Here is a 23,387-nt window from a genome sequence, read left to right on the forward strand (position 1 = left end):
TCAACCGCACCAGGTGCCCGCCATGAAACCCCATCCGCGTTCCTCCGCGCGCAGGGACGGCATCAACCAGACTGCGCCGTTTCGCCTGCTCGCGAGCGTCGAAGATCTGCTGATCGCCGTCCTGGTCTTCGCGATCTTCTGCGTCGTGCTGGCGGGCATCGTGTCCCGCTTCGTCTTCCATGTGTCGCTCTCGTGGAACATCGAGGTCAGCGTCACGCTGATGATCTGGATGACCTTCATCGGCATCGCGGTCGGCGTGCGTGACCAGGTGCACGTGGCCTTCGAACTGTTCGAGGATCGGCTCTCGGGGCGCTGGCTCGTGCTTGCGTCGCTCGTCCAGATGCTGCTGATGGGCGCGCTGCTCGTCGCGCTCGCGTGGGGCGGCTGGCAGTTCATGCAACTGGGCTTCGACCAGATCACGCCGAGCGGCATCCCGCAATGGATCTCGTTCGCCGCCATCCCGGCCGGCAGTGCACTGGGGCTGCTGCATCTGCTGGCGCATGTCTGGGACCTGCTCGCGCATGCCGATGCCGACCCCGTTCATGCCCACGCACACGGTTCTGCCGAAACGAGGACGCAATGATTCTGACCATCGGGCTTCTCGCGCTGTTCGTGGTGGCGGGCGCGCCGATCATCGCGTCGCTGGGCGTGGTGGGCACCATCGACGGCCTGATGCAGGGCCTGCCGCTGACCAACATCGCGCAGGCGATGTATCACGGCGTGGACTCGTTCACGCTGCTCGCCGTGCCGCTGTTCATCCTTGCCGGCGAGATCCTGTTTCACTCGGGCTCGGCCGGCAAGCTGGTGAGCTTCATGAACCTGCTGGTGGGCCGCGTGCCGGGCGGGCTGGGCGTGAGCGCAGTGGCCTCGACCATGGTGTTCTCCGGCCTGAGCGGCTCGGTCAATGCCGACGCCGCCGCCATCAGCTCGGCCATGCTGCCTTCGATGGAGAAAGCCGGGTATCGCAAGGAATGGTCGTCGGCGATCATCGCGGCGGCGGCCGGCACCGGCATCCTGATTCCGCCGTCGATCACCATCATCGTGCTCGCCACGGTCGCGAACATGTCGGTGACCAAGCTGTTTCTCGCGGCCACCTTGCCCGCCATCCTGGTCGGCGTCACGAAGATGTTCATCATCATGTACCGCGCGCGGTCGGAGCCGCCGGTGGCGCCGGTCCACTTCAGCGTGCGCGAACTGGGCCGCGCGTTCCTGCTCGCGATCCCGGCGCTCGGTGCCCCCATCATCATTCTCGGCGGCATCTTCATGGGCTTCTTCACCGCGACGGAATCCGCGGCTGCGGCGGTGGCCTACGTCACGATCATCACGCTGCTGCAACGCTCGATTCCAACGCGCGCCTGGTCCGGCATTCTGATCAAGGCGGGCCGCACCAGCGCCATCGTGCTGTCGCTGGTGGGCGTCGCGCAGATTCTCGGCTACATGCTGGCGTACAACTCGGTGGGCGAGCAGGTGGCCGAGTTCGCCTCGCAACTGACCGGCAACCGCTTCGTCTTCACGGTGTTCATCGTGGTCGTGTTCTGGCTGCTGGGCGCGCTGCTCGACGGCATTCCCGCGCTGATCCTGCTGATCCCGCTGTTCCTGCCGATCGCGCAGGACGCCGGCTACAGCGACGTGCACTTTGCGATTCTGGCCATTGCCATCGTCGGCATCTCGCTCGTGACGCCGCCGATCGGCACGGCATGTTTCATCGTCACCGGCGTCGCCAACATCAGGATGGTCAACCTGGTGCGCCCGATGCTGCCCTTCATGGCGATCATGTTCGTCACCATCCTGCTGTTGGCCTTCGTGCCGGCGTTCTCCGAATGGCTTCCTCATCTTCTCTACTAGCGGCGCGCGCCGTCCGGCCGCTGGCGCTCATCACCGGCGCACGGCGCGGCATCGGCGCGGGCATCGCGGCGGAACTGGCGCGGCAGGGCTTCGATCTCGCGCTGCTCGACATCGCGGAAGACGGCGCGGACCAGGTGCTTGCCGCCGCCGAAGCGCACGGCGCGCGCGCGGGCTTCTGGCAACACGATCTCGCCGACAGCGGCGCACACCGCGCGCTGGTCGAACGCATCGTCGTGGCATGCGGGCCGATCGCCTGTCTCGTGAACAACGCGGGCGTGTCCGCCGACGCGCGCGGCGACCTGCTCGAACTCGGCGAGCGCTCCTATGACAAGGTGATCGACATCAACATGCGCGGCACCTTCTTTTTCACGCAGGCCGTGGCGCGTCACATGGCCGAACACACGCATCCTGCACAACACGCACGCACCATCGTCACGGTGTCGTCGGTGAGCGCCGAACTCGCGTCGACGGAGCGCGGCGAATACTGCATGTCGAAGGCTGGACTCGGCATGCTCACCAAGCTGTTCGCGCTGCGCCTCGCGCCGTTGAACATCGGCGTGTTCGAGATTCGCCCCGGCATCATCCGCACGCCGATGACGGAGGCCGTCGCCGCGCGCCATGACGAACGCATCGCCGACGGCGTCGTGCCCATGCGGCGCTGGGGCGTCCCGGCCGACGTCGCTGCTGCGGTCGCGGCGCTGGCGTCCGGACAGATGCAGTTCGCGACGGGCAGCGTGCTCAACATCGACGGCGCGCTGTCGGTTCCGCGCCTGTGAGCGCTTTCCCTCTTCTTCCGATGACCCCGGGTCCCGCCCTATGAACAGCCTGAAACTGCCCACATCGACCGGCGCGCTGGAGCGCTACACGCTCGCCGGCACGCCGCTTCCGGACGCTCGCCCCGCCGCGCCGTTCAACCGCATCGTGCTTTCGGCGGCGCACGTCGTGGCCGATCCGTTCGCCGACGTCGAACCGTCCGAAGGCGGCCGGATCGACTGGGACAGGACGCTCGAATACCGCCGCTATCTCGCGGGGCTGGGCCTGGGCATCGCCGAGGCGATGGACACCGCCCAGCGCGGCATGGGTCTGAACTGGAAGGACTCGCTGCAACTGATCCGCCGCACGCGCGCGGAGTTGTCGGACAGTCCGGTGCCGGTCTTCAACGGCTGCGGCACGGATCATCTCGATCCCGCCTCCGTCACTTCGCTCGATGCCGTGGTGAGCGCCTATCTCGAACAGGTCGATGCGATCCAGACAGCCGGCGGCCGCCTGATCCTGATGGCGAGCCGCGCGCTGGCCCGCGTGGCGCGCACGCCGGCGGACTATGTGTCGGTGTATCGGCGGGTGCTGGCGCAGGTGGATCAGCCGGTGATCCTGCACTGGCTCGGCGACATGTTCGATCCCGCGCTGACCGGCTACTGGGGCACCGACGACCTGAGCGCCGCGCGCGACATCGCGCTCGACGTCATGACGGAGTCCGCCGCGAAGGTCGAGGGCATCAAGGTGTCGTTGCTGGACAAGCAACGCGAGATCGACATGCGCCGCCTGCTGCCTGCCGGCGTGAAGATGTACACCGGCGACGACTTCAACTATCCGGAACTGATTGCCGGCGACGAGCAGGGCTACTCGCACGCGCTGCTCGGCATCTTCGATGCCATCGCACCTGCCGCGTCGGCCGCGCTCGGCGAACTGGCTGCGGGACGGCGCGAGCGCTTCCTCGAAATCCTGGCGCCCACGGTGCCGCTTTCGCGCCACATCTTCCGGGCGCCGACGCGCTTCTACAAGACCGGCATCGTCTTTCTGGCCTGGCTGAACGGCCATCAGCCGAACATGACGATGCTGGCCGGCCATCAGGCCATGCGTCCGCTGCCCTACTTCGTCGATCTCTTCAGGCTCGCCGATGCCGCCGGTCTGTTGCGGCAACCCGAACTCGCGGTGATGCGCATGAAGACCTTCCTCGCCGTCCACGGCGTGACCCAGGACTGAGGCTCCGCGCATGGGACAGCTACTCGCGCGCCGCGACGGCGCAGTGCTCACGCTGCAACTGAGCAATCCGGGCAAGGCCAACGCGCTCGACTTCGCGATGCTCGCCGCACTCGACGATGCCATCGCGCGCGTCGAGCAGGACGATACGATCCGCGCCGTCGTGCTGCGCGGCGCCGAAGGCGGCGTGTTCTGCTCCGGTGCGGATATCCGCGAATGGTCGGCGCTCGATCCGGAGACCTTCGCGCAGCAGTGGATCGGCAAGGGCAACGAGTTGCTCGGACGCTTCGAGCGCTTGCGTTGCCCGACCGTCGCCGTGATCGAGGGCTTGTGCTTCGGCGGCGGACTGGAACTGGCGCTGTGCTGCGATCTGCGGCTCGCCACCGACGGCGCGCGCCTGCGCTTTCCGGAAGTCGCCATCGGCGCCATTCCCGGCTGGGAAGGCGGCGACCGGCTGCGGCGCATCGCGGGCCGCGGACGCGCGCTCGAAGCCGTGCTGCTGTCGCGCGAGATCGACGCGCACACGGCGCTGCACTGGGGCGTGCTCAACGAGGTTTGCTTGCCGCAAGACCTGCCCGCCCGCCTCGATGACTGGACCACGCGCTTGTGCCAGATCTCACCACGCGCCGCTGCGCTGGCGAAGGCGCTCATCATCGACGACCACAAGGACGCCCGCACGGCCTATCCCGCAGCCGCGCTCGCGGTCCGTTCCAGCGCGGACGCCGAACGCGGCATCCGTGCCTTCTTCGACAAGACCACCGCTTCCTTCTGACACCATGAATCCACTCTTCCAGGGTACTCATCAACGTGCATTCGGCACCTGGCCGCTGCAAGGCCAGGCGCTTCAGGACGCGTTGCGTATCGCGGTCGACACCGGCTATCGCGCCATCGACACCGCGCAGATGTACGGCAACGAAGCCGATGTCGGCACGGCGCTGCAAGCCGTGGGCATGAAGCGCGAAGACCTGTGCATCACGACCAAGATCGCGCCGGCCAACGATTCCGCCGAAGCCTTACTGCCCTCGCTGCGCGAGAGCCTCGCGAAGCTGCAGATCGATCAGGTCGATATCCTGCTGCTGCACTGGCCGCCCGCTCATGGCGATGTCGCGCCCTCGGTGCAACGGCTCGAAGAAGCGGTGCAGGCGGGCCTTGCGCGCCACATCGGCATCAGCAACTTCACCGCCGCGATGATGCGCACCGCGAAGGCCGCGACGAAACTCCCGCTCATCACGAACCAGGTCGAGTTCCATCCGCTGCTCGATCAGCGCGTGTTGCTGCGCACCGCCACGGAGACGGGCATTCCGCTGTCGTCGTATTGCTCGGTGGCGCGCGGCGAAATCTTCAAATACCCGCTGTTCGAGGAGATCGGCGCGGGCTATGGCAAGACGGCTGCGCAAGCCGCGCTGCGCTGGATCCTGCAGAAGGGCGTAACCATCAACACGATGTCCACCCGGCGCGAGAACATACAGGCCAATTTCGACGTGATGGACTTCACGCTGTCGAGCATCGACATGGATCGCATCGATGCGCTCAACTCGACGAACTACCGCATCGTCAATCGCGAACGCGTGCCCGACGCGCCCGACTTCGACTGAAGGAACAATCATGACCCAACCGCTGCTCTTCGAAGAGATCGAGCCGGGACTCAGCTTCGCAACCTCGGGCATCGTCGTCACCGAAAGCCACGTGGTGCAGTTCGCCGGCCTCTCAGGCGACTTCTTCGACGTCCACATGGACGACGACTTCGCGCGCAGCGTCGGCTTTTCCGGCCGCATCGCGCATGGACTGCTGTGTCTCGCGATGGTCGATGGTCTCAAGAACCGCGCGGCCACCAGTCTCGCTTCGGTCGCGACGCTGGAATGGACCTATCGCTTCCACAAGCCGGTGCTGATCGGCGACCGCATCCAGGGGCGCATCAGCGTGCTCGACAAGCGCCCGACGAAGCGCGCCGACCGCGGCATCGTGCGCTTGCAGGTGGAGGTGCGCAATCAGGACGACGCGGTGATCCAGGAAGGACTCAACGTGCTGATGGTGCGGACCCGCGCCCATGCCGTGAAAACGAGCAACGAGGAACGATGAAATGAAGCAAGCCAATCTGGTTGACGCCGACACGATGGCGGCAGCGGTCTTCGACGGCGCGACGGTCGTGCTGAGCGGTTCTGGCGGCGGGCTGGTGGAGCCGGATCACGTCGCGGCGGCCATCGAGCGGCGCTTTCTCGCGACCGGTCATCCCTGCGATCTCACGCTGATCCATGGCCTGGGCATCGGCGACGGCCGGGAGAGCGGCATCAGCCGCTTTGCGCACGAAGGCATGGTGAGACGCGTGATCGGAGGTCACTGGACCTGGTCGAAGCGCATGCAGACGCTCGCGCGCGAGGAACGCATCGAAGCCTATACGCTGCCCGCCGGCGTGATCCAGACGCTGATCCGCGAAGCCGGTGCGGGCCGTCATGGACTCGTCACGCATATCGGCCTCGACACCTTCGCCGATCCCCGTCACGGCGGCGGCCGGGTCAACGCCCGCGCCCGCGAGGATCTGGTCGAAGTGGTCACGCTCGGCGGCAAGGAACTGCTCTGGTACAAGCCCTTGCGGATCGACTTCGCCATCGTGCGCGGCACCACGGCGGACGGGCAAGGCAATCTCACCTCACGCGAGGAACCCGCCGACATCGACGCCTTCGCCGCCGCGCTCGCCGCGCACAACAGCGGGGGCCGCGTGTTCGCCCAGGTGCGCGACGTGTCCGCCACGCCGATCGCGCCCGCGCGCGCGGTCACGGTGCCGGGCGTGCTGGTCGATCAGATTTGCGTACACGCGGAGCAGAAGCAGACCACCGGCGCGGCCTACGATGCCACCATCAGCGGCGAACTGGCCGCACCCGGCACGCGCACGCCGCCGCCGTTGCCCGAAGGTCTCCGCTATCTGATCGCGAAACGCGCCGCGCAGGAACTGGCGCCCGGCGCCTGCGTCAACTTCGGCTACGGCCTGCCCGACGGCATTCCCGCCGTCGCGCATGCGGAAGGCCGCGAGATCAGCTGGACCGTGATCGAACAGGGCTCGCACAACGGCGAACTGCTGGGCGGCGACCTGTTCGGCGCAACGCGCCATCCGAGCGCGATCCTCAAATCCAACGACCAGTTCGACTTCTTCAGCGGCGGCGGCATCGACATCGCGTTTCTCGGCATGGGCGAGCTGGACGCGCAAGGCAACGTCAACGTCTCGTGGCTGGGCGAGAACATCGTCGGGCCGGGCGGATTTGTCGACATCACGCAGCGCACGCGCAAGGTGGTCTTCTGCGGCGCGTTCGAAGCCAAGGGACTGGAAGTCGAGCACGAAGACGGCAAGGTGCAGATCCGCCGCCATGGCGCGGTGCCCAAGCTGGTCGAGCAGGTGCGTCATATCACCTTCAGCGGCAAGCGCGCCCGCGCCGACGGCCAGCAGGTGATCTACGTGACCGAGCGCGCCGTCTTCGAACTGACGGCGCAGGGCTTGCAGCTGATCGAGGTCGCGCCCGGCGTGGATCTCGTGCGCGATGTGCTCGAACGCATGCCCTTCGAGGTGGCGCTGCATCCGTCGCTGCGCGAGCGCGTGGCCACGGCGTAGGCAGCGGTTTAATACAGGCATAGGGGAGCACAAAAGCCGATGGACTTCACGCTGAGCGACACGCAGATGATGCTGATAGAAACGGCGCGCCGCTTCGTGCGGACCGAGTTGCAGCCGCTTGAACAACAGGTGGAGGACGAAGGCGTGTTGTCGCCTGAGCGTGCGCGCGATTTGCAAAAGCGCGCCCAGGCGCTCGGCCTGTACGCGGTCAACATGCCCGCTGAACTGGGCGGCGGCGGATTGAGTACAGTCGATGCCATGCTGTGCGAGGAACAGTTCGGCCACAGCTCGGACATCCTCGTGCGACGCGCCTTCGGCAACGTCTACGACGCGCTGCTGGCCTGCGAAGGCGAGCAGATCGAGCGCTGGCTCGCGCCCGCGATTCGAGGCGAGCGCACGTGCGGTCTCGCGATCACCGAAACCGGCGCGGGCTCGGACGCTCAAGCCATCAAGACCACGGCCCGCAAGACTGCGTCCGGCTGGGTATTGAACGGCAGCAAGCACTTCATCAGCGACGCGCAATGGAGCGACTTCTTCCTCGTCTCGGCCCGCACCGGCGAACAGGAGATCTCGCTGTTCGTGGTGGACAAGGCATTGCCCGGCTTCACCGTGGGCCGCGATCAGCCGATGATGGGCCTGCGCGGCACGCCCCATCACGAACTCTTCTTCGACGATGTCCCACTGGAACCGCTCGCACTGCTCGGCCGCGAGGGTGAAGGCTTCCGGCTCGCCATGCGGATGCTCGGCCGTGTGCGCCTGGCGCTGGTGGGCGCGCGCGGCATCGGCAAGGCGGCGCATGTGCTGGAAATGATGATCGGCTATGCGGCCGAGCGGCGCCAGTTCGGCGAACGCATCGGCGACTTCCAGATGATCCAGCAGCTCATCGCCGACAGCGTGATGGAGATCAACGCGGCGCGGCTGATGCTGCTCAACGCGGCCAGCATGATGGACGCAGGGCTGGACGCGCGCGACTGGATCTCGATGGTCAAGGTGCAGTCGTCAGAAACGCTCGGCCGCGTGGTGGACCGCGCGGTGCAGGTGTTCGGCGGCATGGGGTTCTGCAAGGAACTGGCCATCGAACGGTATTACCGCGATGCACGCGTCTACCGCATCTTCGACGGCACCTCGGAGATTCATCGCGGCATCATCGCGCGCAATGCGCTGAAGCGCGGCGCAGCGCTGTTCGACCTGCACCGCTGAGCCCAGCCCTCTTCCTCACGACATGAACAAACTCATCACCGCCGACGCCGCAGCCCGGCTGATCCGCACGGACGATGTTGTCAGCATCAGTTCGTCGAGCGCGCTCGGCTGCCCGGACAAGGTGCTGGCCGCCATCGGCGCGCGCTTCGAGCGCGAGGGCCAGCCGCGCAATCTCACGACGCTGAACCCGATCGCCGCCGGCGACATGTACGGCGTGAAGGGCATCGATCATCTCGCGCGGCCCGGGCTGCTCGCGCGCACGCTGGCCGGATCCTATCCGAGCGGGCCTTCCTCGCTGCCGATGCCCGACATCTGGCGCATGATCGTCGAGAACCGGATCGAGGCCTACAACGTTCCGAGCGGCATCCTGTTCGACATGCACCGGGACGCCGCCGCGCGACGTCCCGGCGTGCTGACGAAAGTCGGCATGGGCACCTTCGTCGATCCCGATCTGCAAGGCTGCGCGATGAACGCCGCTGCGTCCGCGCGGCCGATCGTGCGGCGCGTGTCCTTCGACGGCGAGGACTGGCTCTATTTTCCGGCGTTCGTGCCGCGCGTGGCGATCATCCGCGCAACCACCGCCGACGAAGCAGGCAACCTGAGCTATGAGCACGAAGGCGCGTTGCTCGGCGGGATCGATCAGGCATTGGCCGCGCGCAATCATGGCGGCATCGTGATCGCGCAGGTCAAGCGCGTGGTGAAGTCCGGCACGCTGCGTCCACACGATGTGCGCGTGCCCTGCAATCTGGTCGATTACATCGTCGTGGATCCGGATCAGTGGCAGACCACCCAGACACCCTACGACCCCGCCATCAGCGGCGAGATCGCGTTGCCATCGAGTGCTTTCGAGCCTACGCCGTGGGGGCCGGAGAAGGTCATCGCCCGACGTGCGGCGATGGAACTCGCGCACGGCCATGCCGCCAACCTGGGCTTCGGCATCTCGGCCAACGTGCCGCGCATCCTGCTCGAAGAAGGCCTGCATGGCGCGGTGACATGGGCCATCGAGCAAGGCGCCGTCGGCGGCATGCCGCTGCTTGGCTTCGCGTTCGGCTGTGCATCGAATGCGGATGCCATCGTGCCTTCACCGAATCAGTTCACGTACTTTCAGGGCGGCGGCTTCGATATCGCGCTGCTGTCTTTCCTCCAAGTGGACAGCGACGGCAGCGTGAACGTCTCGCGGCTCGCATCGAAACCGTATCTGACCGCGGGCTGCGGCGGCTTCGTCGATATCACGGCCCACGCGCGGCGCATCGTGTTCTCCGGCTTCTTCACCGCAGGCGCGCAACTGCAAGTGGGCGACGGCAAGCTCGCGATCCTGAAGGAAGGCCGCACCCGCAAATTCGTGCAGGCCGCCGAGCAGATCACCTTCAGCGGGCGCGTCGGCCGCGAGCGCGGGCAACGCGTGACTTATGTTACCGAGCGCTGCGTCATCGATCTGCTCGCAGACGGCCTCACCGTGACCGAGATCGCGCCCGGCGTGGACCTGCAACGCGACATCCTGGAGCAGGCCGAAGTCGCACTCAAGGTGTCGCCCGACCTGCGCCCGATGAACCCCGCCCTGTTCACCGACGCGCCCTTCGGACTGCGCCTGAAACCTCGCGAGACCCGCCATGACTGACCATTTTGTTTCCGTCGCCCGCGAGGCTCACGTCGCCACCGTCACGCTGGAGCGGCCGGACAAGCTCAACGCGCTGACGCCCGCGATGCTGGAACGGTTGGAACAGATCGCGCGCGAACTCGAAGCCGACACGGCGACGCGCATCGTCATCCTCACGGGCAGCGGCGCCACGGCGTTCTGCGTCGGGGCGGACATCAACGAATGGGCCGCGCTCGAACCGCTCGACATGTGGCGGCGCTGGGTGCGCCGGGGACATCAGGTCTTCGATCAATGGGCGCGACTGCGTCAGCCGGTGATCGCGGCGGTCAACGGCCATGCGTTCGGCGGCGGACTCGAACTGGCGATCACGGCGGACGTGCGCATCGCGGCCACGGAAGCCCGCTTTGCGCTGCCGGAAGCATCCATCGCGACCTGTCCCGGATGGTCGGGCACGCAGCGGCTGGTGCGGCTCATCGGCGCCAGCCACGCAAAGTATCTGGCATTGAGCGGCACACGCCTGAGCGCCGCCGATGCCCACGCCTGCGGGCTGGTTCATGAAGTCGTGCCGCGCGAGCAACTGACGGTGCGCGCGCAAGAATTGGCCCGCGAGATGGCCGCGCGTGCGCCGGTGGCGTTGCAGCTGACGAAGCAATTGATGAACGCCGCCAGCGGCGAGGAATCCGCCGCGACGCTCGAAGCGATGGCAGGCGCACTCGCCGCGAGCACGCAGGACGCGGCGGAAGGCATTCGCAGTTTCAGGGAAAAGCGTCCGCCGCTTTATGAAGGACGTTGACGCGGATCGAGCGCTTCAGCAGCACTCGAACAAGCGCTCGCGGCACACGCGCAGCGTTTCGTCGGCGGGACGCGTCCACCAGTCCAGTCGCGAGAAGATCTCCACTTCCACCGGACCGTCATAGCCCGCACCTTCGACGGCCGCACGCAGGCGCTTCAGATCGATCACGCCGTCGCCCATCATGCCCCGGTCCTGCAACGGGTCACGGGTTTCGAGAAGCCAGTCGCATACATGCAGCGCGAGAATGCGCTGCCCCGCGCGGGCGATCGCCGGCATCAGCGCCGGATCCCACCACACATGGTAGGCATCGACGGCCACACCGAAGCTGCCCGTGCGCGACGGGTCCAGACGGTCGCACCAGTCGAGCGCCTGATCGAGCGTGTTGAGCAGGCTGCGGTCGGCGGCATAGACCGGATGCAGCGGTTCGAGCGCAATGCGCACGCCCGTCTCGTCGATCGTCGGCTGCAAGGCGGCGAGGCCGTCGAGAATCTGTTTGCGGGCATCGTCGATATCGCGCGAACCGGACGGCAACCCGCCCACCACCGCGACCAGCAGCGGCGCGCCGAGCACTGCCGCGGTTTCCAGCGCGCGGCGGTTCGAATCGAGCGCCGCGCGACGGCCCGCTTCATCAGGCGCGGCAAAGTATGCGGTGCGGCAATAGGCATTGACCTTCAACCCGGCCGCCCGGATTGCGCTGGCGGCTGCTTGCGGGCGCATCTCGTCAACTTCGTGACGCCACGGCGTGATCCAGCCGAAGCCCTGTTCCGCGATGCGTGCCGCCGTCACGTCGATTGCCTCGCGATGGCCCAGCGTCGCGGTATTGATGCAGCAGAGATCGCCGCGTCCGTTCAGTTCGCGCATGGCATGACCTCAGAAGCGCTGGATCATCAGGCCGCCGTCCACGCGCACTTCCTGCGCGACGGTATAGGGCAGCAGTCCGGCCGCCATCGTGCGGATCACGCGCGCCACGTCTTCAGGCTGGCCCCAGCGCGGCGTCGCGGTCATGCCCTCGGCGATCAGCGCATCGTATTTCGCCTTCGACGGCGCGGTCATCTCGGTCAGGATCAGACCGGGCTGCACCTCGAATACGCCGATGCCATGCGACGCCAGCCGCAGCGCGAACAGGCGCGCCGCCATCGACAGCGCGCTCTTCGACATGCAGTATTCGCCCCGCTCGACCGAAGCGACCACCGCGTTCGACGACGTCACGAACACGATGCTGCGCGCCCCCTCGCCGGCCGGCGTCTGTTGAGTCATCTGCCGCGCCACGGCCTGCGACAGGAAGAACGTGCCGCGCGTGTTGATATCGAAGCAGCGGTCGTAGCTTTGCGGGTTCACGTCGAGCAAATCGCCACGGTTGAGCACCGAGACGCCCGCGTTATTCACCAGGCAGTCGATGCCGCCGAAGCGCGCCGTGATGGCATCGAGCGCGGCCGCGTGAGCGTCGATGTCGCCGATGTCGAGATCCAGCGGCAGGCAGGCACGCCCGAGCGCCTCGACTTCGGTGACGAGCGACTGAAGACGCTCCGCGTCGCCGAGCGCGATGGCGGCGATATCGAACCCTTCAGCGGCCAGCGCCAGTGCGACGGCCCGTCCGATGCCGCGCGACGCGCCCGTGACGACTGCGCTTTTACTCATATCATGCCTTCATTAATTGACGCGCAATGATGATGCGCTGAATCTGGTTCGTGCCTTCGTAGATCTGCGTGATCTTGGCGTCGCGGTACAGGCGTTCCACTTCGTAGCCGCGAATGGTGCCGCTGCCGCCAAAGATCTGAATGGCGTTGCTGGTGTGCTGTACCGCTGCGTCGCCGGCGAAGCACTTGGCCATCGAGGCTGCGGCGGTCGCTTCGAGGCCCACGTCCATCCTGCTCGCGGCCGCGCGCACCAGCAGGCGCGCCGCCTCGCAGTCCTTGGCCATGTCGGCCAGCATGAACTGGACAGCCTGGAACTCGGCGATGGCCTGGCCGAACTGCTTGCGCATCTTCGCCTGTTCGACACCCGCCTCCAGCGCGGCCTGGATGATGCCCACGGCCAGCGCCCCGATCCCCACGCGCCCTTTCTCGAGCACGCTCATCATCATGTGGAAGCCGCGGCCTTCGGTGCCGAGCAGTGCATCGGCGGGCAGCCTGACTTCATCGAAATGCAGTTCGCCGACCTGCGACGCGCGCTGTCCCAGCTTGTGCTCCTTCGGTCCGCGCGACACGCCGCGCGCTGCGCAATCGACGATGAAAATGCTCATGCCGCGCTTGCCCGCAGCGGGGTCCGTGCGAGCCAGCACGAGCGCTACATCGGCGACGGGCGCGTTGTGAATCCACAACTTGGAGCCGCTGAGCAGCCAGCCTTCGCCGTCGCGCACGGCCGTGGTCTTCACGCCGGAGACATCGCTGCCCGCGCCGGCCTCGGTGATGCAATACGCGCCCTTTGTCTCGGCACGCACCAGCGGTCCGAGCCAGCGGTCGATCTGTGCCGGCGTGCCATGCCGGCTCAACAGCGTGCTGAGCAATTCGACCAGACCGCACTGATCCGCGACCGAGGCATAACCGCGACTCAACTCCTCCATCACGATGGCATACGCGAGGCAATCCAGCCCCGCGCCGCCCAGCGAATCCGGCACGGTGATGCCGAACAGGCCGGTCTCGCCCATCTGCCGGTAGATCTCCGCCGGAAAGCTTTCTTCGCGGTCCAGCCGCTCAGCTTGTGGACGGATGACTTCGTTGGCGAAGCGCCGGGCCATGTCGGCGACCTGCTGATGCTCGGTGGACAGAATCACCTCGTCTCCTCGGTTGTGGTCTTGCATTCGGGTGCTGTGATCGGCTGATCCGTGAGCGTTACTCTATGCCAAGTAGATCGATCTAGCAAGTTGAGGAATTCACTCGCTGGTTCACTGGACGCTGGCCGATCTGGCGCACTACCATACGGCTGGCTCAACTCAATCCGAGGTCGGACGCGTGCTCAAGGAAACGATTTTTCGTGTCGAGGTGCAGTTCGGCGATTGCGATCCCGCGGGGATCGTGTTCTTCCCGAACTTCTCGCGCTGGATGGATGCCGCATCGCACGATTACTTCATGCAATGCGGTCTGCCGCCGTGGCGGAATCTGGACGCATTGCCCGGTTGCGTGGGCGCGCCGCTGCTGGAAATCCACAGCCGCTTTCATGCGTCGGCCACGTATGGCGAAACGCTCGAGATTCGTACGTCCACCGAGGAATGGCGCAACAAGGTCTTCATTCAGGCACATCGCATCATGCGCGGCGATACGCTGATCTGCGAGTTTCGCGCGACGCGCGCGTTGTGCGTCAAGCTGGCGGATGGCACGCTCAAGGCAGTCGCGATACCGGAGTTCATTCGGGCGGCGTGTGAGTGAGCGATTGCGTGCGGCACCCTCCGCTTACAGCAAGCATGCAGTCCATGCGTTCCGCAGCAGCCTGAGGCAACTTGCGCTACCCTCGCGTGCTGACGCCCGGGCCCCTGCCCGGCAAACAGACAAGGGACGCCAGCACACGATGACCCAGCGTGACACCATGAAAATCGCCCTGATCGGCCCGGGGGCAATCGGCACCACCGTCGCCGCCGCGTTGCATGAGACCGGCCGCACGCCCACCCTGTGCGGCCGCACCGCGCTTCCGCAACTGGAGATGCGCTTCGAAGGCGAACGCATCATCGTGCCGGGACCGGTGCGGACCCGTCCGGAAGAGATCACGGACACTTACGACCTGGTATTCGTCGCCGTCAAGTCGACGCAGATCGATGCCGCAGCGCCCTGGCTCTCCGTCCTGTGCAATGACAGGACCGTGGTCTGCGTGCTGCAGAACGGCGTCGAACAGAAGCAGCTCTTCGCGCCGTATCTGTCGGGCAATCCGGTGCTGCCTTCCGTCGTCTGGTTTCCCGCGCAACGCGAACCGGACGCCTCGGTGTGGCTGCGCCGCGAAGCGCGTCTCACCTTGCCGGACCTGCCTGAAAGCCGCCTCGTGATGGAAGCGATGCACGGTACGCGCTGCCGCGCCGACATCGCGGAAGACTTCGCCTCAGTCGCCTGGCGCAAGCTGTTGCTGAACGCGGTGGCGGGCCTGATGGTGCTGAGCGGCCGCCGCGCCGGCATGTTTGCCCGTGACGACATCGCCGGATTGGCGCTTGCCTACGCAAAGGAATGTCTTGCAGTAGCACGGGCCGAAGGTGCGACGCTGGGCGATGAAGTGGCGCAGGAAATCGTCGATGGCTTTCGCCGCTCGCCAGCCGACCTGGGCACCTCGATCCTCGCCGACCGGCAAGCGGGCCGCCCGCTCGAATGGGATTGCCGCAACGGCGTGGTGCAGCGCCGTGGCCGCGCGCACGGCATTGCAACACCGATCAGCGATTTCGTGGTGCCGCTGCTGGCTGCGGCCAGTGACGGGCCGGGTTGAGCGCGATGCACGTTCAACAGCAGCGTGTCACTCCGCCGCGCGCCAGCTGTCGAGCAACGCCCGCGCTTCCCTGACATCGACGATCGCGCAGCCTGGCGGAAACCGCTCGCATACCTCGGACAGCAGTGCGCGCGCATGACGGCTTTCACCTTGCGCGTGCTTGTAACGCGCCAGACTCTTCGCCGCACGCAGTTCGAGGAACAACGCGCCCTGCTGACGCGCGACCTCGAGCGCCTGCTTGAACAAGCCCTCCGCATCGCCACTACCGGACGCCGCGCGAATCTCGCCCGCGATACGCAACAGTTCCGGCAGATTCCACAGTTCGTCGTGCTGCTTCGCACGCGCGAGCGCGTCGTCGATGACCGCCTGCGCCTCCGCATGCCGCCCGAAGCGCGACAGACCATGCACGTAGAGCCCGGCAAACAGCGTCTGGCGCATGCCGAGATGCTCGCGTTCGAGCTGCGCCAGCGCGTCGCTGAGAATCGTCAGGCCCTGACGCTCGTTCCGCTCGATCAGCAAGGCGCCGTGAAGGCCGCGCGCCATGGCATCGAAGAGCGCGAGGCCGTTCTTCGCCACACAATCCTGCAGGATGTCGAGTGCTTCTTCGGCGGCGTCGAGATCGCCCGCGTAGAAGGTCAGCGGAATGAACGCGAACACCAGCACCTAGCCGATGGTCAGCGTATGGCCGCTTGCCTCGGCATCCCTGCGCGCCCGGTATGCCTCCTCCAGCGCGCGTTCCGCGCAGCCCTGGAACCACAGGACACTGGCCATCAGCGAACGCGTGCCCTCGCGTCCGTTCACGTGGTTATCCGACAGTCGCGACTGTCGACATTGGGCTTCGAAGGCTTCGAGCACGCCGGCAAGCAAGCGCCGCGCTTCAGCCTGCCTGCCCATGTGATGCCAGGCAAAGGCCGTGAGCCGCTGCCCTCCGATATCGCGTCTCCGATCACGCCGGCGGGCGTCAGGCGTGCGTCGCTTGCCACGGCCGCCGCTGATTCCAGCGCGAACGCCGCCGGAAAGACGCCCAGCCGCCGCAGCACGACACGTTCGGTTTTCGGGAAGCAGCTGATGGCTCCAGTCGAGTGCCGCGAGCAGCGTCTTCTGGCGCTCCGGGGCGGTGCGGCGGCCTTGGGCGAGCGTCGCGAAGCGGTCGTCGAGCAGCTCGAAGAGTTCGCGGACGCCGAACGCATCCAGACGCGTGGCAGCCAGTTCAATCGCGAGAGCAATGCCGTCGAGCCTGCGGCAGATGCGGGCGAGCAGCGGCGCTTCCTCGTCGGTCGGCATGAAGCCGCCGCGCGCGGCCTCGGCGCGCGTCACGAAGAGTTCCACCGCCGGATAACGCAGCGCTTCGGCCATCGTCAGGGTGGCAGAGTCGGGCGGACTTGCGAGCGGCTCCAGCCGGTACACATGTTCTCCGAGCGCCTGCAACGGCTCGCGGCTCGTCGCCAGCACCGTCAGGGACGGCGCCGCCGCGATCAGCTTCTCCGCGACGACCGCGGCCGCCTCGATCACGTGCTCGCAGTTGTCCAGCACCACGAGTTGCGGCCGGCGCTGCAAGCGGACGGTGTTCGTCAGCGCCTGCAGGATGTCGTCCGAATGCACGGCGAGACCCATCGCGTGCGCGACGGCGTGAGGAACGAAACGCGCATCGGACAGCCGCGACAGATTGACGAACCAGACATCGTGCTGCCCCGCCTGCTCTCTCTGGTGCGCGAGCGCCAGCGCAACCGTGGTCTTGCCGATGCCGCCGTGACCGGCCACCGTCAGGATGCGCGTGCGCGTCAGCCGGTCCCGCAAGGTGCGGATGGTCTCCGCGCGGCCGACCGGACGCACCAGCGCCGCAGGCAGGTTGTGCGACGCCGCGTGCGGGGCTTGCGGCAGATCCGCGCCGGATGAGACCGCCTCGCGCTTGACGGGCGCCACGAACTGATAGCCGCGCCCCACCACGGTCGCGACGAAGCGCTGGTCGTTGGCCGCTTTCCCCAGCGCCTTGCGCAGCGCGGCGATATGGACCTTGAGATTGCTGTCTTCGACCACGGCGCGCGGCCAGGCGCGCGCCATGAGTTCCTGCTTGGTGACCAGCTCGCCGCGACGTTCCACCAAAGCGGTCAACAGGTCGAAGGCACGTCCGCCGATGAGCACGCGCGCATCGCCATCGAGCAGCATCTGTTGCGACGGAACGAGCCTGAACGATCCGAACAGATAGACCACTTCTGTCGCGTCGTCGGCAGGGCCGCTTTCGAACGGGGTGCTGGGCATGATCGGGCTGTCGGAACGGCCTCGGGGCCGTCACAGGAAAATGAAAGGAAACAGCGCCGCATCAGTCTAGCCCGTATCACCCCTGCTCAATGGAAGCTGTCCCGCCTCGCGGTCGCGTCACACGAAACCGGCATGACCTGAGACAATCCGCTCACACCTTCAGGGACATGTCATGCGCCAGGCTTGCACGGAGTCTTTGCAATGAAGTTCGATACCCTCGTACTCGGCGCCGGCATGGTGGGCGTATCGGTTGCCGTGCATCTGCAACGCCGCGGACTCGCGGTCGCGTTGGTCGACCGCAAGGCGCCGGGCAACGAGACCTCGCTGGGCAATGCGGGGCTGATCCAGCGCGAAGGCGTGTATCCGTATGCGCTGCCCCGCGACGCCGCCACGCTGTTGCGCTATGCCGGCAACCGTTCGGCCGAGGTCCGCTATCACCCGCGCGCGTTGCCCGCCTTCGTGCCCTTCCTGCTGCGCTACTGGCACCATTCGCGCGCGGACCGGCATGCGGCCATCGCACGGTCCTATGCCACGCTGATCGAGCACTGCGTCAGCGAACATCGCGAGCTTGCCGAAGCAGCGGGCGCGCAGGGGCTGCTGCGCCCGGGCGGCTGGCTCAAGGTCTTTCGCAGCGCGGCTGCACAGGATGCGGAACGGCGCACGGCGCAGCGCTGGCATGAAGAATACGGCGTCGCCTACCAGGTGCTCGATGCCGCGCAGCTGCAACGTGAAGAACCCTCGCTGAGTCGCGCGCTGAGCGGCGCGCTGCGCTATACCGACGCCGTGTCCGTCAGCGATCCCAACGCGCTCGTAACGGCTTACGCGCGTTATTTCGAGCAGCTGGGAGGCCGTGTTTTCGTCGGCGATGCGGCGACGCTCGCGCCGCAATGGCAGGTCGAGACGGCCACGGGACGCATCGAGGCGCGTGCGGCCGTGATCGCGCTCGGTCCATGGTCGGAGCGGCTCACGTCACGTCTGGGCTACGCGCTGCCGCTCGTCGTGAAGCGCGGCTATCACATGCACTACGCGGCGGCCGATGGCGCGCAATTGCATCAGCCGGTGCTCGACGCGGAGCGAGGCTATCTGATCACGCCGATGGCGCGCGGCATCCGCCTGACGACGGGCGCGGAACTGGCCTACTGCGACGCGCCCGCCACGCCGGCGCAGCTCGACGCGCTCGAACCCGTCGCGCGCGCGACCTTTCCGCTCGGCGCGCGTCTCGATGACACGCCGTGGCTCGGCCGGCGTCCCTGCACGCCGGACATGATGCCGGTCATCGGCCGGGCGCCGCGTCATGACGGCCTGTGGTTCGCTTTCGGTCATGCGCATCACGGACTGACGCTCGGCCCCGTGACCGGGCGGCTGATTGCAGAGATGATGACGGGCGCCGCGCCGGTGGCCGACCCGTTTCCGTTCCGGGCCGAGCGGTTCGCGAGAGGTTGAACGGACCGGCAGGCGTCTCACTCGTCGAGACGCACCGGCCTGCCTTCGCGCGCGGAGCGATATAACGCTTCCATCAGCACCTGATCGCGCAGACCTTCTTCACCGGGCGTGTCCGGCTCGCTTCCGTCGCGCACGCATCGCGCGAAGTGATCGATCTCGAGCATGAACTGATCCTTGAATTCGAGCCGCGGCTCATCGACTTGTTCGATATCGCCTTCGCGATGCGCGATCCGCATGCGCTGCCCCTTGTAGGCGAAGGCGTTCTCCACGTCGATCCAGCCTTTCTCGAGACGGATGCGCATGTCCTTCGACTCATGCGCGCCATAGCTCGCCGCGCAGTTGGCAATGGCGCCGGAGGGGAAGCGCAGCATGAACGCAATCGTCTCTTCCACTTCGCGATAACGCTCGTCCGCCGCCGGATTGACGATCTGCGCATACACCTCCACGGGCTCTTCGCCGAGCACATGGCGCACCCCGTTCAGGCAATACAGCCCGATGTCCGGCAATGCACCGCCTCCCGCGAGCGCCGCCCGCAGCCGCCATTGCTCGCCCGAGCCCTGCACCTGCGCATTGGTCGCCTCGATCACGCGCGCCCTGCCGAGTGCGCCCGACTGCACCCGGCGCGTGGCCTCGCTGTTGAAGACCTCGAACTGACAGCGGTAAGCGATCATCAGCTTCACGCCCGCCTTCGCGCAGGCGTCGATCATCTGCCGCGCCTCGTCGGCGGTGTTCGCCATGGGCTTCTCGCACAGCACGTGTTTGCCTGCCTGCGCCGCGGCGCTCACGTGCTCCAGGTGCAGGCCATTCGGCGTGACGACGTACACGGCCTGAACGTCGGCATTGTCCGCGAGGCGTGACATCTCGGCGTATGAATACACCGACTGCTCGTCGATGCCGTATTGCTTCGCCACCGCCCGCGCCTTGTCGGGGCTGCCCGAGACGAGCGCCGTGACGCGCGCGTCCTTGCAGGCGTTGAAGGCGGGAAGGATCTGCTCCAGCGCCAGACGGCCCAGCCCGATCACCGCAAATCCCACGCGCTGATCCGGCGCCGATGGTGCGGGCGGAGGTGGCGAAGGTTTGTCGGCGTCGCCCTTCCAGTTCCCGAAGCGAACCTTGCCGTCCTCGACCGTGCCGAGATCGATGGCGGCGGGCGTCTGCGACTGCCCGGGCGCGGGGAGCGACGGACCATCGGGCGTGCCGGGACCGCTTACGGTGAATTTGGCCTTGTCGTGTGTGGACATGATGCATCCTCCTGCGTTGAGTGGTTCATTCGGATCATGCTTGCGGCGCATTGCGTGCAAGCAGCGCAACGCATGCACCCGCGAAGGCCGTCGCCGCCAGAATCGCGAGCGCACCCGTGCCATATAAAAAGTCGAGCAACGTACTGAGCGCCGCGCCGGCGACGAACGCCATCCATCGCCCGACGCCGGCTGCCGCCGCGCTGAACTTCCCTTCTCCCAGATGCCGCGCGATGCGGATGAAGTTGCCTGTGATGAACGAAATGCCTGGCTCATCGGCGCGGGTCTGGTTGATTGCGCCGATGCCCGCCGCGATCAGACAGGTGGCGGTCACCGGATACGCGGTGCCTGCTAACGGCACGGCGCAGGCCAGCAGCAACGCGGTGGATGTCAGGCAGACCGGGGCACGCCAGCTCGGCAGGCGTGCCGCGAGCCATGCGGCAAGCGTCGCCGCGACGAAGAAGCTGGCGATCACGCTCACGAGCGGCAGCGCCTTGCTCCATGCGCCGGCGATCAATGACTGGCCGAGCTTGGTCGAATTGCCGGTCATGTAGACAGCCAGCAGGTCCTTGCTGTGAAGCATGATGAGCGCGTCGGTACCGCCCGCGATGGCCACGAGCGCAAGCACAGGCACTGCGGTATCGGCCATGTCTCTCAGCCAGGACGTGACGGACGAAGGCATGTTCGTGTTGTGTGGGGAGGGCGTGGTCCGGAAGCTTCCACGGTCCGCAAATTCGGTGCCTGTGGGATGAGGCCGGGCGTCAGGACGATCTCGCTTTCAGAGACTTGTCATGAGCCTGCGCGCGGTGAAAGCGCCGGAGCGGGTGATGGCAGCGCGGACGTCTGTCACGGGAGCAACTGGTGCGGCAGTGCTGTCAGCGCGTGGTCATCGCCGAACGCTTACGGGATGAATCCGGGCAGCTTCAGGCTGGCCGAAGCGCGCGCTCCCCGGCCAGCGCGATGTCGCGAATGACCTATCTGATGTCGTGATCGATGTGCCGGCATACGGTGTCGGCATCTGAACCCGGCGTCAACCGCTCGCCGGAAAGCCTGGCCCGCGACGCAACCGGATCGGGCCATGGCCGATGTCGTCCGGGTCGAGCGTCGTTTCTCCCTGCGTGATCTTCAGTCGCTGCCGATGCGCCATCCGCGCAGCCACGTCCCGCACCGCGGGCATCAGGTCGCGCCAGCCGTCTTCATCGTGGGTGAGCGCGCGCGCAACGTCCGACGGACAAATGGACGCCGTCTCGGCGCGGCTGCGCAGCAGATCGAGCACGCATCGTTCGATGTCCGGAGCGGATACGCGTGTCATTTGACGGTCTCGTCCGCGAGGCTGCGGGATCGACGCGCCGCATCGGCGTGCAGCGTGTCACGCGCAAGCTTCGTCTTGCGGACCGGATTCGCTTCCACCGTGACGATCGATACGCGATTGCGACCGTCACGCTTTGCGTCATACAGGGCTTCATCGGCGCGACGCATCGCTGTTTCGAGAGTCGTGCCGTCGTCCGGCTGGCAGAGCGCCACGCCGATGCTCACCGTCACCGGCGCCAGCGGCGTGGGCTGCGCCATCCCGCTTTCTTCCGCGCAGGCGGCGACATCGGTCAGGATGGCGTCGGCGACATCCTCGGCGCGGCGCGGCGTGCAGTCGGCCAGCACGACGATGAACTCCTCGCCGCCATAGCGCGCGACGATGTCGTTCTGCCGGCGCGCCCGCCGCGTCAGGCAATGCGCGACGAAGCGCAACGCCCGGTCGCCCGCCACGTGGCCATGCGTGTCGTTATAGGCCTTGAAGTGATCGGCATCGACGAACATGATCGCCATCGGCAGCCGATGCCGCACGGCCCGCGCCCACATCGCCGGCAGCGTCGCGTCCAGGCCGCGACGGTTGGCGACGCCCGTCAGCCCGTCCGTGTCCGCAATTGCAATCAGCCGCGCCTGCGCCGCATCGCGCTGGCGCACCGCGAACACGAGCAGCCACACGACGATCGTGAACGCGCACGACACCACGACACTCAACGCGCCGATGATGAGCGAACGATGCCTCCACTCTTCGGTGATTTCATCCATGGCCGGCGCGACCATGGCGACAAGATTGCTGTCCTCCACGTTCGCGAACGTGGACAGACGCTCGACACCATCCACCGGCGACTTCGCGACGAATGAACCGCCCTTCGGTCCGAGCATGGACAGGAACGCGGGTGAGGCAACGGAAATCATTTTGCTGCGGCTCACCTGCGGATAGCGCGCGAGGATGAAACCGTCGGTCTGCATGATGGTGGCGGCGCCGTGTGTGCCCAGCTTGACGCCGTCGACCAGCTGCTGGAAATAGTCGAGGTCGAGCGCGATCAGCGCGACGCCGCCAAAGCTGCCGTCCGCCTTCGAAATGCGGCGACTGAGCGCGATGGAAGGACTGCCGTTCCTCAGCCGGGATTCATAAGGCTTCGAGATGAACAGGCCCACGTCGTCGCGGTTCTTGTGCACGAGGAAGTAATCGCGATCGGCGAGGTTCAGCGTTGGAAAGAGCCGTGCGCGCCCCTGCACGATCCGGCCCTCCTCATCCACGGCGTAGATGCCCATCACGTGGGGCGCCATGGTCGCGCGGTCGAACAGCATCTGCCTGCGCAACTCCGGCGGCAACGCGAGAATTTCCGGATTCGACACCCCGTCCACCACGGCCTGCAAGGAAAGGTCGTAGACCTGCAGGTTGCGGCTCATGTCGCGCGCAAGGGCGGCGGCCACGTTCTCGGAGGTGTCGCGCGCCTTGTCCAATGCCTCTTGCCTGCCGGAGACCAGGACCACGGCCGTCGTGATCAGAACCGCGAGGCAGACGAAGGTCGTGCTCAGCGCGATAAGGATCGCGTGCCTGTCGACCCAGGACATCGTCCAGCGTGATTCCTTTCCGAGGGTTGATGACTGCTTCAACCGTGCTCTCCTTCGCGAACGCGGTTCTGTCAGAAACCGCGCGCCCTCTCTCGTTTTGAATAATTTTTGACCAGCGTTCCGGTTTTTTCCGGAGCAGTCCCGCATCCT

Annotated in this window: 23 protein-coding genes; 14 read left to right on the top strand and 9 right to left on the bottom strand. The window is 66.6% G+C overall.

Annotated features, from left to right (window positions below):
• Nucleotides 1-22: 22 nt before the first annotated feature.
• The 11 genes from QCE62_RS33975 to QCE62_RS34025 are packed head-to-tail and all read left to right on the top strand — an operon-like array spanning nt 23 to nt 11,016.
• The gene (locus QCE62_RS33975) at nt 23-583 is read left to right on the top strand and encodes a TRAP transporter small permease (protein ID WP_309927643.1); all 561 of its coding nucleotides are present in this window, start codon (nt 23-25) and stop codon (nt 581-583) included.
• Nucleotides 580-1,845: a TRAP transporter large permease gene (locus QCE62_RS33980; protein ID WP_309927646.1), complete on the top strand. Its 1,266-nt coding sequence runs from the start codon at nt 580-582 to the stop codon at nt 1,843-1,845. Before QCE62_RS33975 ends, QCE62_RS33980 begins: the two co-directional genes overlap by 4 nt.
• Nucleotides 1,821-2,621: a 3-ketoacyl-ACP reductase gene (locus QCE62_RS33985; protein WP_309927648.1), complete on the top strand. Its 801-nt coding sequence runs from the start codon at nt 1,821-1,823 to the stop codon at nt 2,619-2,621. The genes QCE62_RS33980 and QCE62_RS33985 overlap by 25 nt, the downstream gene beginning before the upstream one ends.
• 40 nt (nt 2,622-2,661) lie before the next feature.
• A complete protein-coding gene (locus QCE62_RS33990; RefSeq protein ID WP_309927649.1) occupies nt 2,662-3,828 on the top strand; it encodes a dihydrodipicolinate synthase family protein in 1,167 nt (388 codons plus the stop codon).
• Between the two features lie 10 nt (nt 3,829-3,838).
• Nucleotides 3,839-4,597, top strand: a complete 759-nt coding sequence (locus QCE62_RS33995) for an enoyl-CoA hydratase/isomerase family protein (RefSeq protein ID WP_309927652.1) — start codon at nt 3,839-3,841, stop codon at nt 4,595-4,597.
• Between the two features lie 4 nt (nt 4,598-4,601).
• Nucleotides 4,602-5,420, top strand: coding sequence for an aldo/keto reductase (locus QCE62_RS34000; RefSeq protein ID WP_309927655.1), 819 nt, complete (start codon nt 4,602-4,604; stop codon nt 5,418-5,420).
• A gap of 10 nt (nt 5,421-5,430) precedes the next feature.
• Nucleotides 5,431-5,904, top strand: a complete 474-nt coding sequence (locus QCE62_RS34005) for a MaoC/PaaZ C-terminal domain-containing protein (RefSeq protein ID WP_309927658.1) — start codon at nt 5,431-5,433, stop codon at nt 5,902-5,904.
• A 1-nt stretch (nt 5,905) separates the two neighbouring features.
• Entirely contained in the window at nt 5,906-7,426 is a 1,521-nt protein-coding gene (locus QCE62_RS34010) for a CoA-transferase (RefSeq protein ID WP_309927660.1), read from the top strand.
• 39 nt (nt 7,427-7,465) lie between these two features.
• Entirely contained in the window at nt 7,466-8,626 is a 1,161-nt protein-coding gene (locus QCE62_RS34015; RefSeq protein ID WP_309927663.1) for an acyl-CoA dehydrogenase, read from the top strand.
• Between the two features lie 22 nt (nt 8,627-8,648).
• Nucleotides 8,649-10,244 carry an acyl CoA:acetate/3-ketoacid CoA transferase gene (locus QCE62_RS34020; RefSeq protein ID WP_309927665.1) on the top strand — a complete coding sequence of 532 codons (1,596 nt, stop codon included), beginning with the start codon at nt 8,649-8,651 and terminating at the stop codon, nt 10,242-10,244.
• Nucleotides 10,237-11,016 (top strand): enoyl-CoA hydratase/isomerase family protein, encoded by a 780-nt coding sequence (locus QCE62_RS34025; RefSeq protein ID WP_309927667.1) that lies wholly within the window; start codon nt 10,237-10,239, stop codon nt 11,014-11,016. Before QCE62_RS34020 ends, QCE62_RS34025 begins: the two co-directional genes overlap by 8 nt.
• 15 nt (nt 11,017-11,031) lie before the next feature.
• Here the strand turns inward: QCE62_RS34025 and QCE62_RS34030 are convergent, their stop codons facing one another.
• Genes QCE62_RS34030 through QCE62_RS34040 form a run of 3 tightly spaced genes read right to left on the bottom strand, consistent with a single transcriptional unit; the run spans nt 11,032 to nt 13,789 of the window.
• A complete protein-coding gene (locus QCE62_RS34030) occupies nt 11,032-11,877 on the bottom strand; it encodes a sugar phosphate isomerase/epimerase family protein (protein WP_309927670.1) in 846 nt (281 codons plus the stop codon).
• A gap of 9 nt (nt 11,878-11,886) precedes the next feature.
• Nucleotides 11,887-12,654, bottom strand: a complete 768-nt coding sequence (locus QCE62_RS34035; RefSeq protein WP_309927673.1) for a 3-ketoacyl-ACP reductase — start codon at nt 12,652-12,654, stop codon at nt 11,887-11,889.
• A gap of 1 nt (nt 12,655) precedes the next feature.
• Complete coding sequence (locus QCE62_RS34040; RefSeq protein ID WP_309927675.1) at nt 12,656-13,789, bottom strand: acyl-CoA dehydrogenase family protein; 1,134 nt, start codon at nt 13,787-13,789, stop codon at nt 12,656-12,658.
• Nucleotides 13,790-13,967: 178 nt separating this feature from the next.
• Between QCE62_RS34040 and QCE62_RS34045 the strand changes: the two genes are divergently transcribed.
• Nucleotides 13,968-14,381 (top strand): thioesterase family protein, encoded by a 414-nt coding sequence (locus tag QCE62_RS34045; RefSeq protein WP_309927678.1) that lies wholly within the window; start codon nt 13,968-13,970, stop codon nt 14,379-14,381.
• A 139-nt stretch (nt 14,382-14,520) separates the two neighbouring features.
• Nucleotides 14,521-15,417 (top strand): oxidoreductase, encoded by an 897-nt coding sequence (locus tag QCE62_RS34050; protein ID WP_309927681.1) that lies wholly within the window; start codon nt 14,521-14,523, stop codon nt 15,415-15,417.
• A gap of 27 nt (nt 15,418-15,444) precedes the next feature.
• Here QCE62_RS34050 and QCE62_RS34055 read toward each other — a convergent pair whose 3' ends face one another.
• Together QCE62_RS34055 and QCE62_RS34060 are read right to left on the bottom strand one after the other, a co-directional pair.
• A complete protein-coding gene (locus tag QCE62_RS34055) occupies nt 15,445-16,080 on the bottom strand; it encodes a hypothetical protein (RefSeq protein ID WP_309927685.1) in 636 nt (211 codons plus the stop codon).
• On the bottom strand, nt 16,081-17,676 hold the full coding sequence (locus QCE62_RS34060) for a winged helix-turn-helix domain-containing protein (protein WP_309927687.1): 1,596 nt from the start codon (nt 17,674-17,676) through the stop codon (nt 16,081-16,083). It lies immediately after the preceding gene.
• Between the two features lie 201 nt (nt 17,677-17,877).
• Between QCE62_RS34060 and QCE62_RS34065 the strand changes: the two genes are divergently transcribed.
• A complete protein-coding gene (locus QCE62_RS34065) occupies nt 17,878-19,119 on the top strand; it encodes an FAD-binding oxidoreductase (RefSeq protein WP_309927689.1) in 1,242 nt (413 codons plus the stop codon).
• Between the two features lie 17 nt (nt 19,120-19,136).
• Here the strand turns inward: QCE62_RS34065 and QCE62_RS34070 are convergent, their stop codons facing one another.
• From QCE62_RS34070 to QCE62_RS34085, 4 genes are all read right to left on the bottom strand, one after another.
• The gene (locus tag QCE62_RS34070; RefSeq protein ID WP_309927691.1) at nt 19,137-20,360 is read right to left on the bottom strand and encodes a Gfo/Idh/MocA family oxidoreductase; all 1,224 of its coding nucleotides are present in this window, start codon (nt 20,358-20,360) and stop codon (nt 19,137-19,139) included.
• A gap of 34 nt (nt 20,361-20,394) precedes the next feature.
• Nucleotides 20,395-21,006 carry a DUF1275 family protein gene (locus QCE62_RS34075; RefSeq protein WP_309927694.1) on the bottom strand — a complete coding sequence of 204 codons (612 nt, stop codon included), beginning with the start codon at nt 21,004-21,006 and terminating at the stop codon, nt 20,395-20,397.
• Between the two features lie 381 nt (nt 21,007-21,387).
• The gene (locus tag QCE62_RS34080; RefSeq protein WP_309927695.1) at nt 21,388-21,669 is read right to left on the bottom strand and encodes a DUF3253 domain-containing protein; all 282 of its coding nucleotides are present in this window, start codon (nt 21,667-21,669) and stop codon (nt 21,388-21,390) included.
• A complete protein-coding gene (locus tag QCE62_RS34085; protein WP_309927697.1) occupies nt 21,666-23,237 on the bottom strand; it encodes a sensor domain-containing diguanylate cyclase in 1,572 nt (523 codons plus the stop codon). Before QCE62_RS34085 ends, QCE62_RS34080 begins: the two co-directional genes overlap by 4 nt.
• Nucleotides 23,238-23,387 lie beyond the last annotated feature (150 nt).

This window comes from Caballeronia sp. LZ033 (genome assembly GCF_031451265.1).
Classification (GTDB): Bacteria; Pseudomonadota; Gammaproteobacteria; order Burkholderiales; family Burkholderiaceae; genus Caballeronia.

What these genes read in the sequence shown, in the direction of transcription:
- QCE62_RS33975 (WP_309927643.1), top strand. Translation starts at nt 23, where the DNA reads ATGAAACCCCATCCGCGTTCCTCCGCGCGCAGGGACGGCATCAACCAG.
- QCE62_RS33980 (WP_309927646.1), top strand. Translation starts at nt 580, where the DNA reads ATGATTCTGACCATCGGGCTTCTCGCGCTGTTCGTGGTGGCGGGCGCG.
- QCE62_RS33985 (WP_309927648.1), top strand. Translation starts at nt 1,821, where the DNA reads ATGGCTTCCTCATCTTCTCTACTAGCGGCGCGCGCCGTCCGGCCGCTG.
- QCE62_RS33990 (WP_309927649.1), top strand. Translation starts at nt 2,662, where the DNA reads ATGAACAGCCTGAAACTGCCCACATCGACCGGCGCGCTGGAGCGCTAC.
- QCE62_RS33995 (WP_309927652.1), top strand. Translation starts at nt 3,839, where the DNA reads ATGGGACAGCTACTCGCGCGCCGCGACGGCGCAGTGCTCACGCTGCAA.
- QCE62_RS34000 (WP_309927655.1), top strand. Translation starts at nt 4,602, where the DNA reads ATGAATCCACTCTTCCAGGGTACTCATCAACGTGCATTCGGCACCTGG.
- QCE62_RS34005 (WP_309927658.1), top strand. Translation starts at nt 5,431, where the DNA reads ATGACCCAACCGCTGCTCTTCGAAGAGATCGAGCCGGGACTCAGCTTC.
- QCE62_RS34010 (WP_309927660.1), top strand. Translation starts at nt 5,906, where the DNA reads ATGAAGCAAGCCAATCTGGTTGACGCCGACACGATGGCGGCAGCGGTC.
- QCE62_RS34015 (WP_309927663.1), top strand. Translation starts at nt 7,466, where the DNA reads ATGGACTTCACGCTGAGCGACACGCAGATGATGCTGATAGAAACGGCG.
- QCE62_RS34020 (WP_309927665.1), top strand. Translation starts at nt 8,649, where the DNA reads ATGAACAAACTCATCACCGCCGACGCCGCAGCCCGGCTGATCCGCACG.
- QCE62_RS34025 (WP_309927667.1), top strand. Translation starts at nt 10,237, where the DNA reads ATGACTGACCATTTTGTTTCCGTCGCCCGCGAGGCTCACGTCGCCACC.
- QCE62_RS34030 (WP_309927670.1), bottom strand. Translation starts at nt 11,877, where the DNA reads ATGCGCGAACTGAACGGACGCGGCGATCTCTGCTGCATCAATACCGCG.
- QCE62_RS34035 (WP_309927673.1), bottom strand. Translation starts at nt 12,654, where the DNA reads ATGAGTAAAAGCGCAGTCGTCACGGGCGCGTCGCGCGGCATCGGACGG.
- QCE62_RS34050 (WP_309927681.1), top strand. Translation starts at nt 14,521, where the DNA reads ATGACCCAGCGTGACACCATGAAAATCGCCCTGATCGGCCCGGGGGCA.
- QCE62_RS34060 (WP_309927687.1), bottom strand. Translation starts at nt 17,676, where the DNA reads ATGCCCAGCACCCCGTTCGAAAGCGGCCCTGCCGACGACGCGACAGAA.
- QCE62_RS34065 (WP_309927689.1), top strand. Translation starts at nt 17,878, where the DNA reads ATGAAGTTCGATACCCTCGTACTCGGCGCCGGCATGGTGGGCGTATCG.
- QCE62_RS34070 (WP_309927691.1), bottom strand. Translation starts at nt 20,360, where the DNA reads ATGTCCACACACGACAAGGCCAAATTCACCGTAAGCGGTCCCGGCACG.
- QCE62_RS34075 (WP_309927694.1), bottom strand. Translation starts at nt 21,006, where the DNA reads ATGGCCGATACCGCAGTGCCTGTGCTTGCGCTCGTGGCCATCGCGGGC.
- QCE62_RS34080 (WP_309927695.1), bottom strand. Translation starts at nt 21,669, where the DNA reads ATGACACGCGTATCCGCTCCGGACATCGAACGATGCGTGCTCGATCTG.
- QCE62_RS34085 (WP_309927697.1), bottom strand. Translation starts at nt 23,237, where the DNA reads ATGTCCTGGGTCGACAGGCACGCGATCCTTATCGCGCTGAGCACGACC.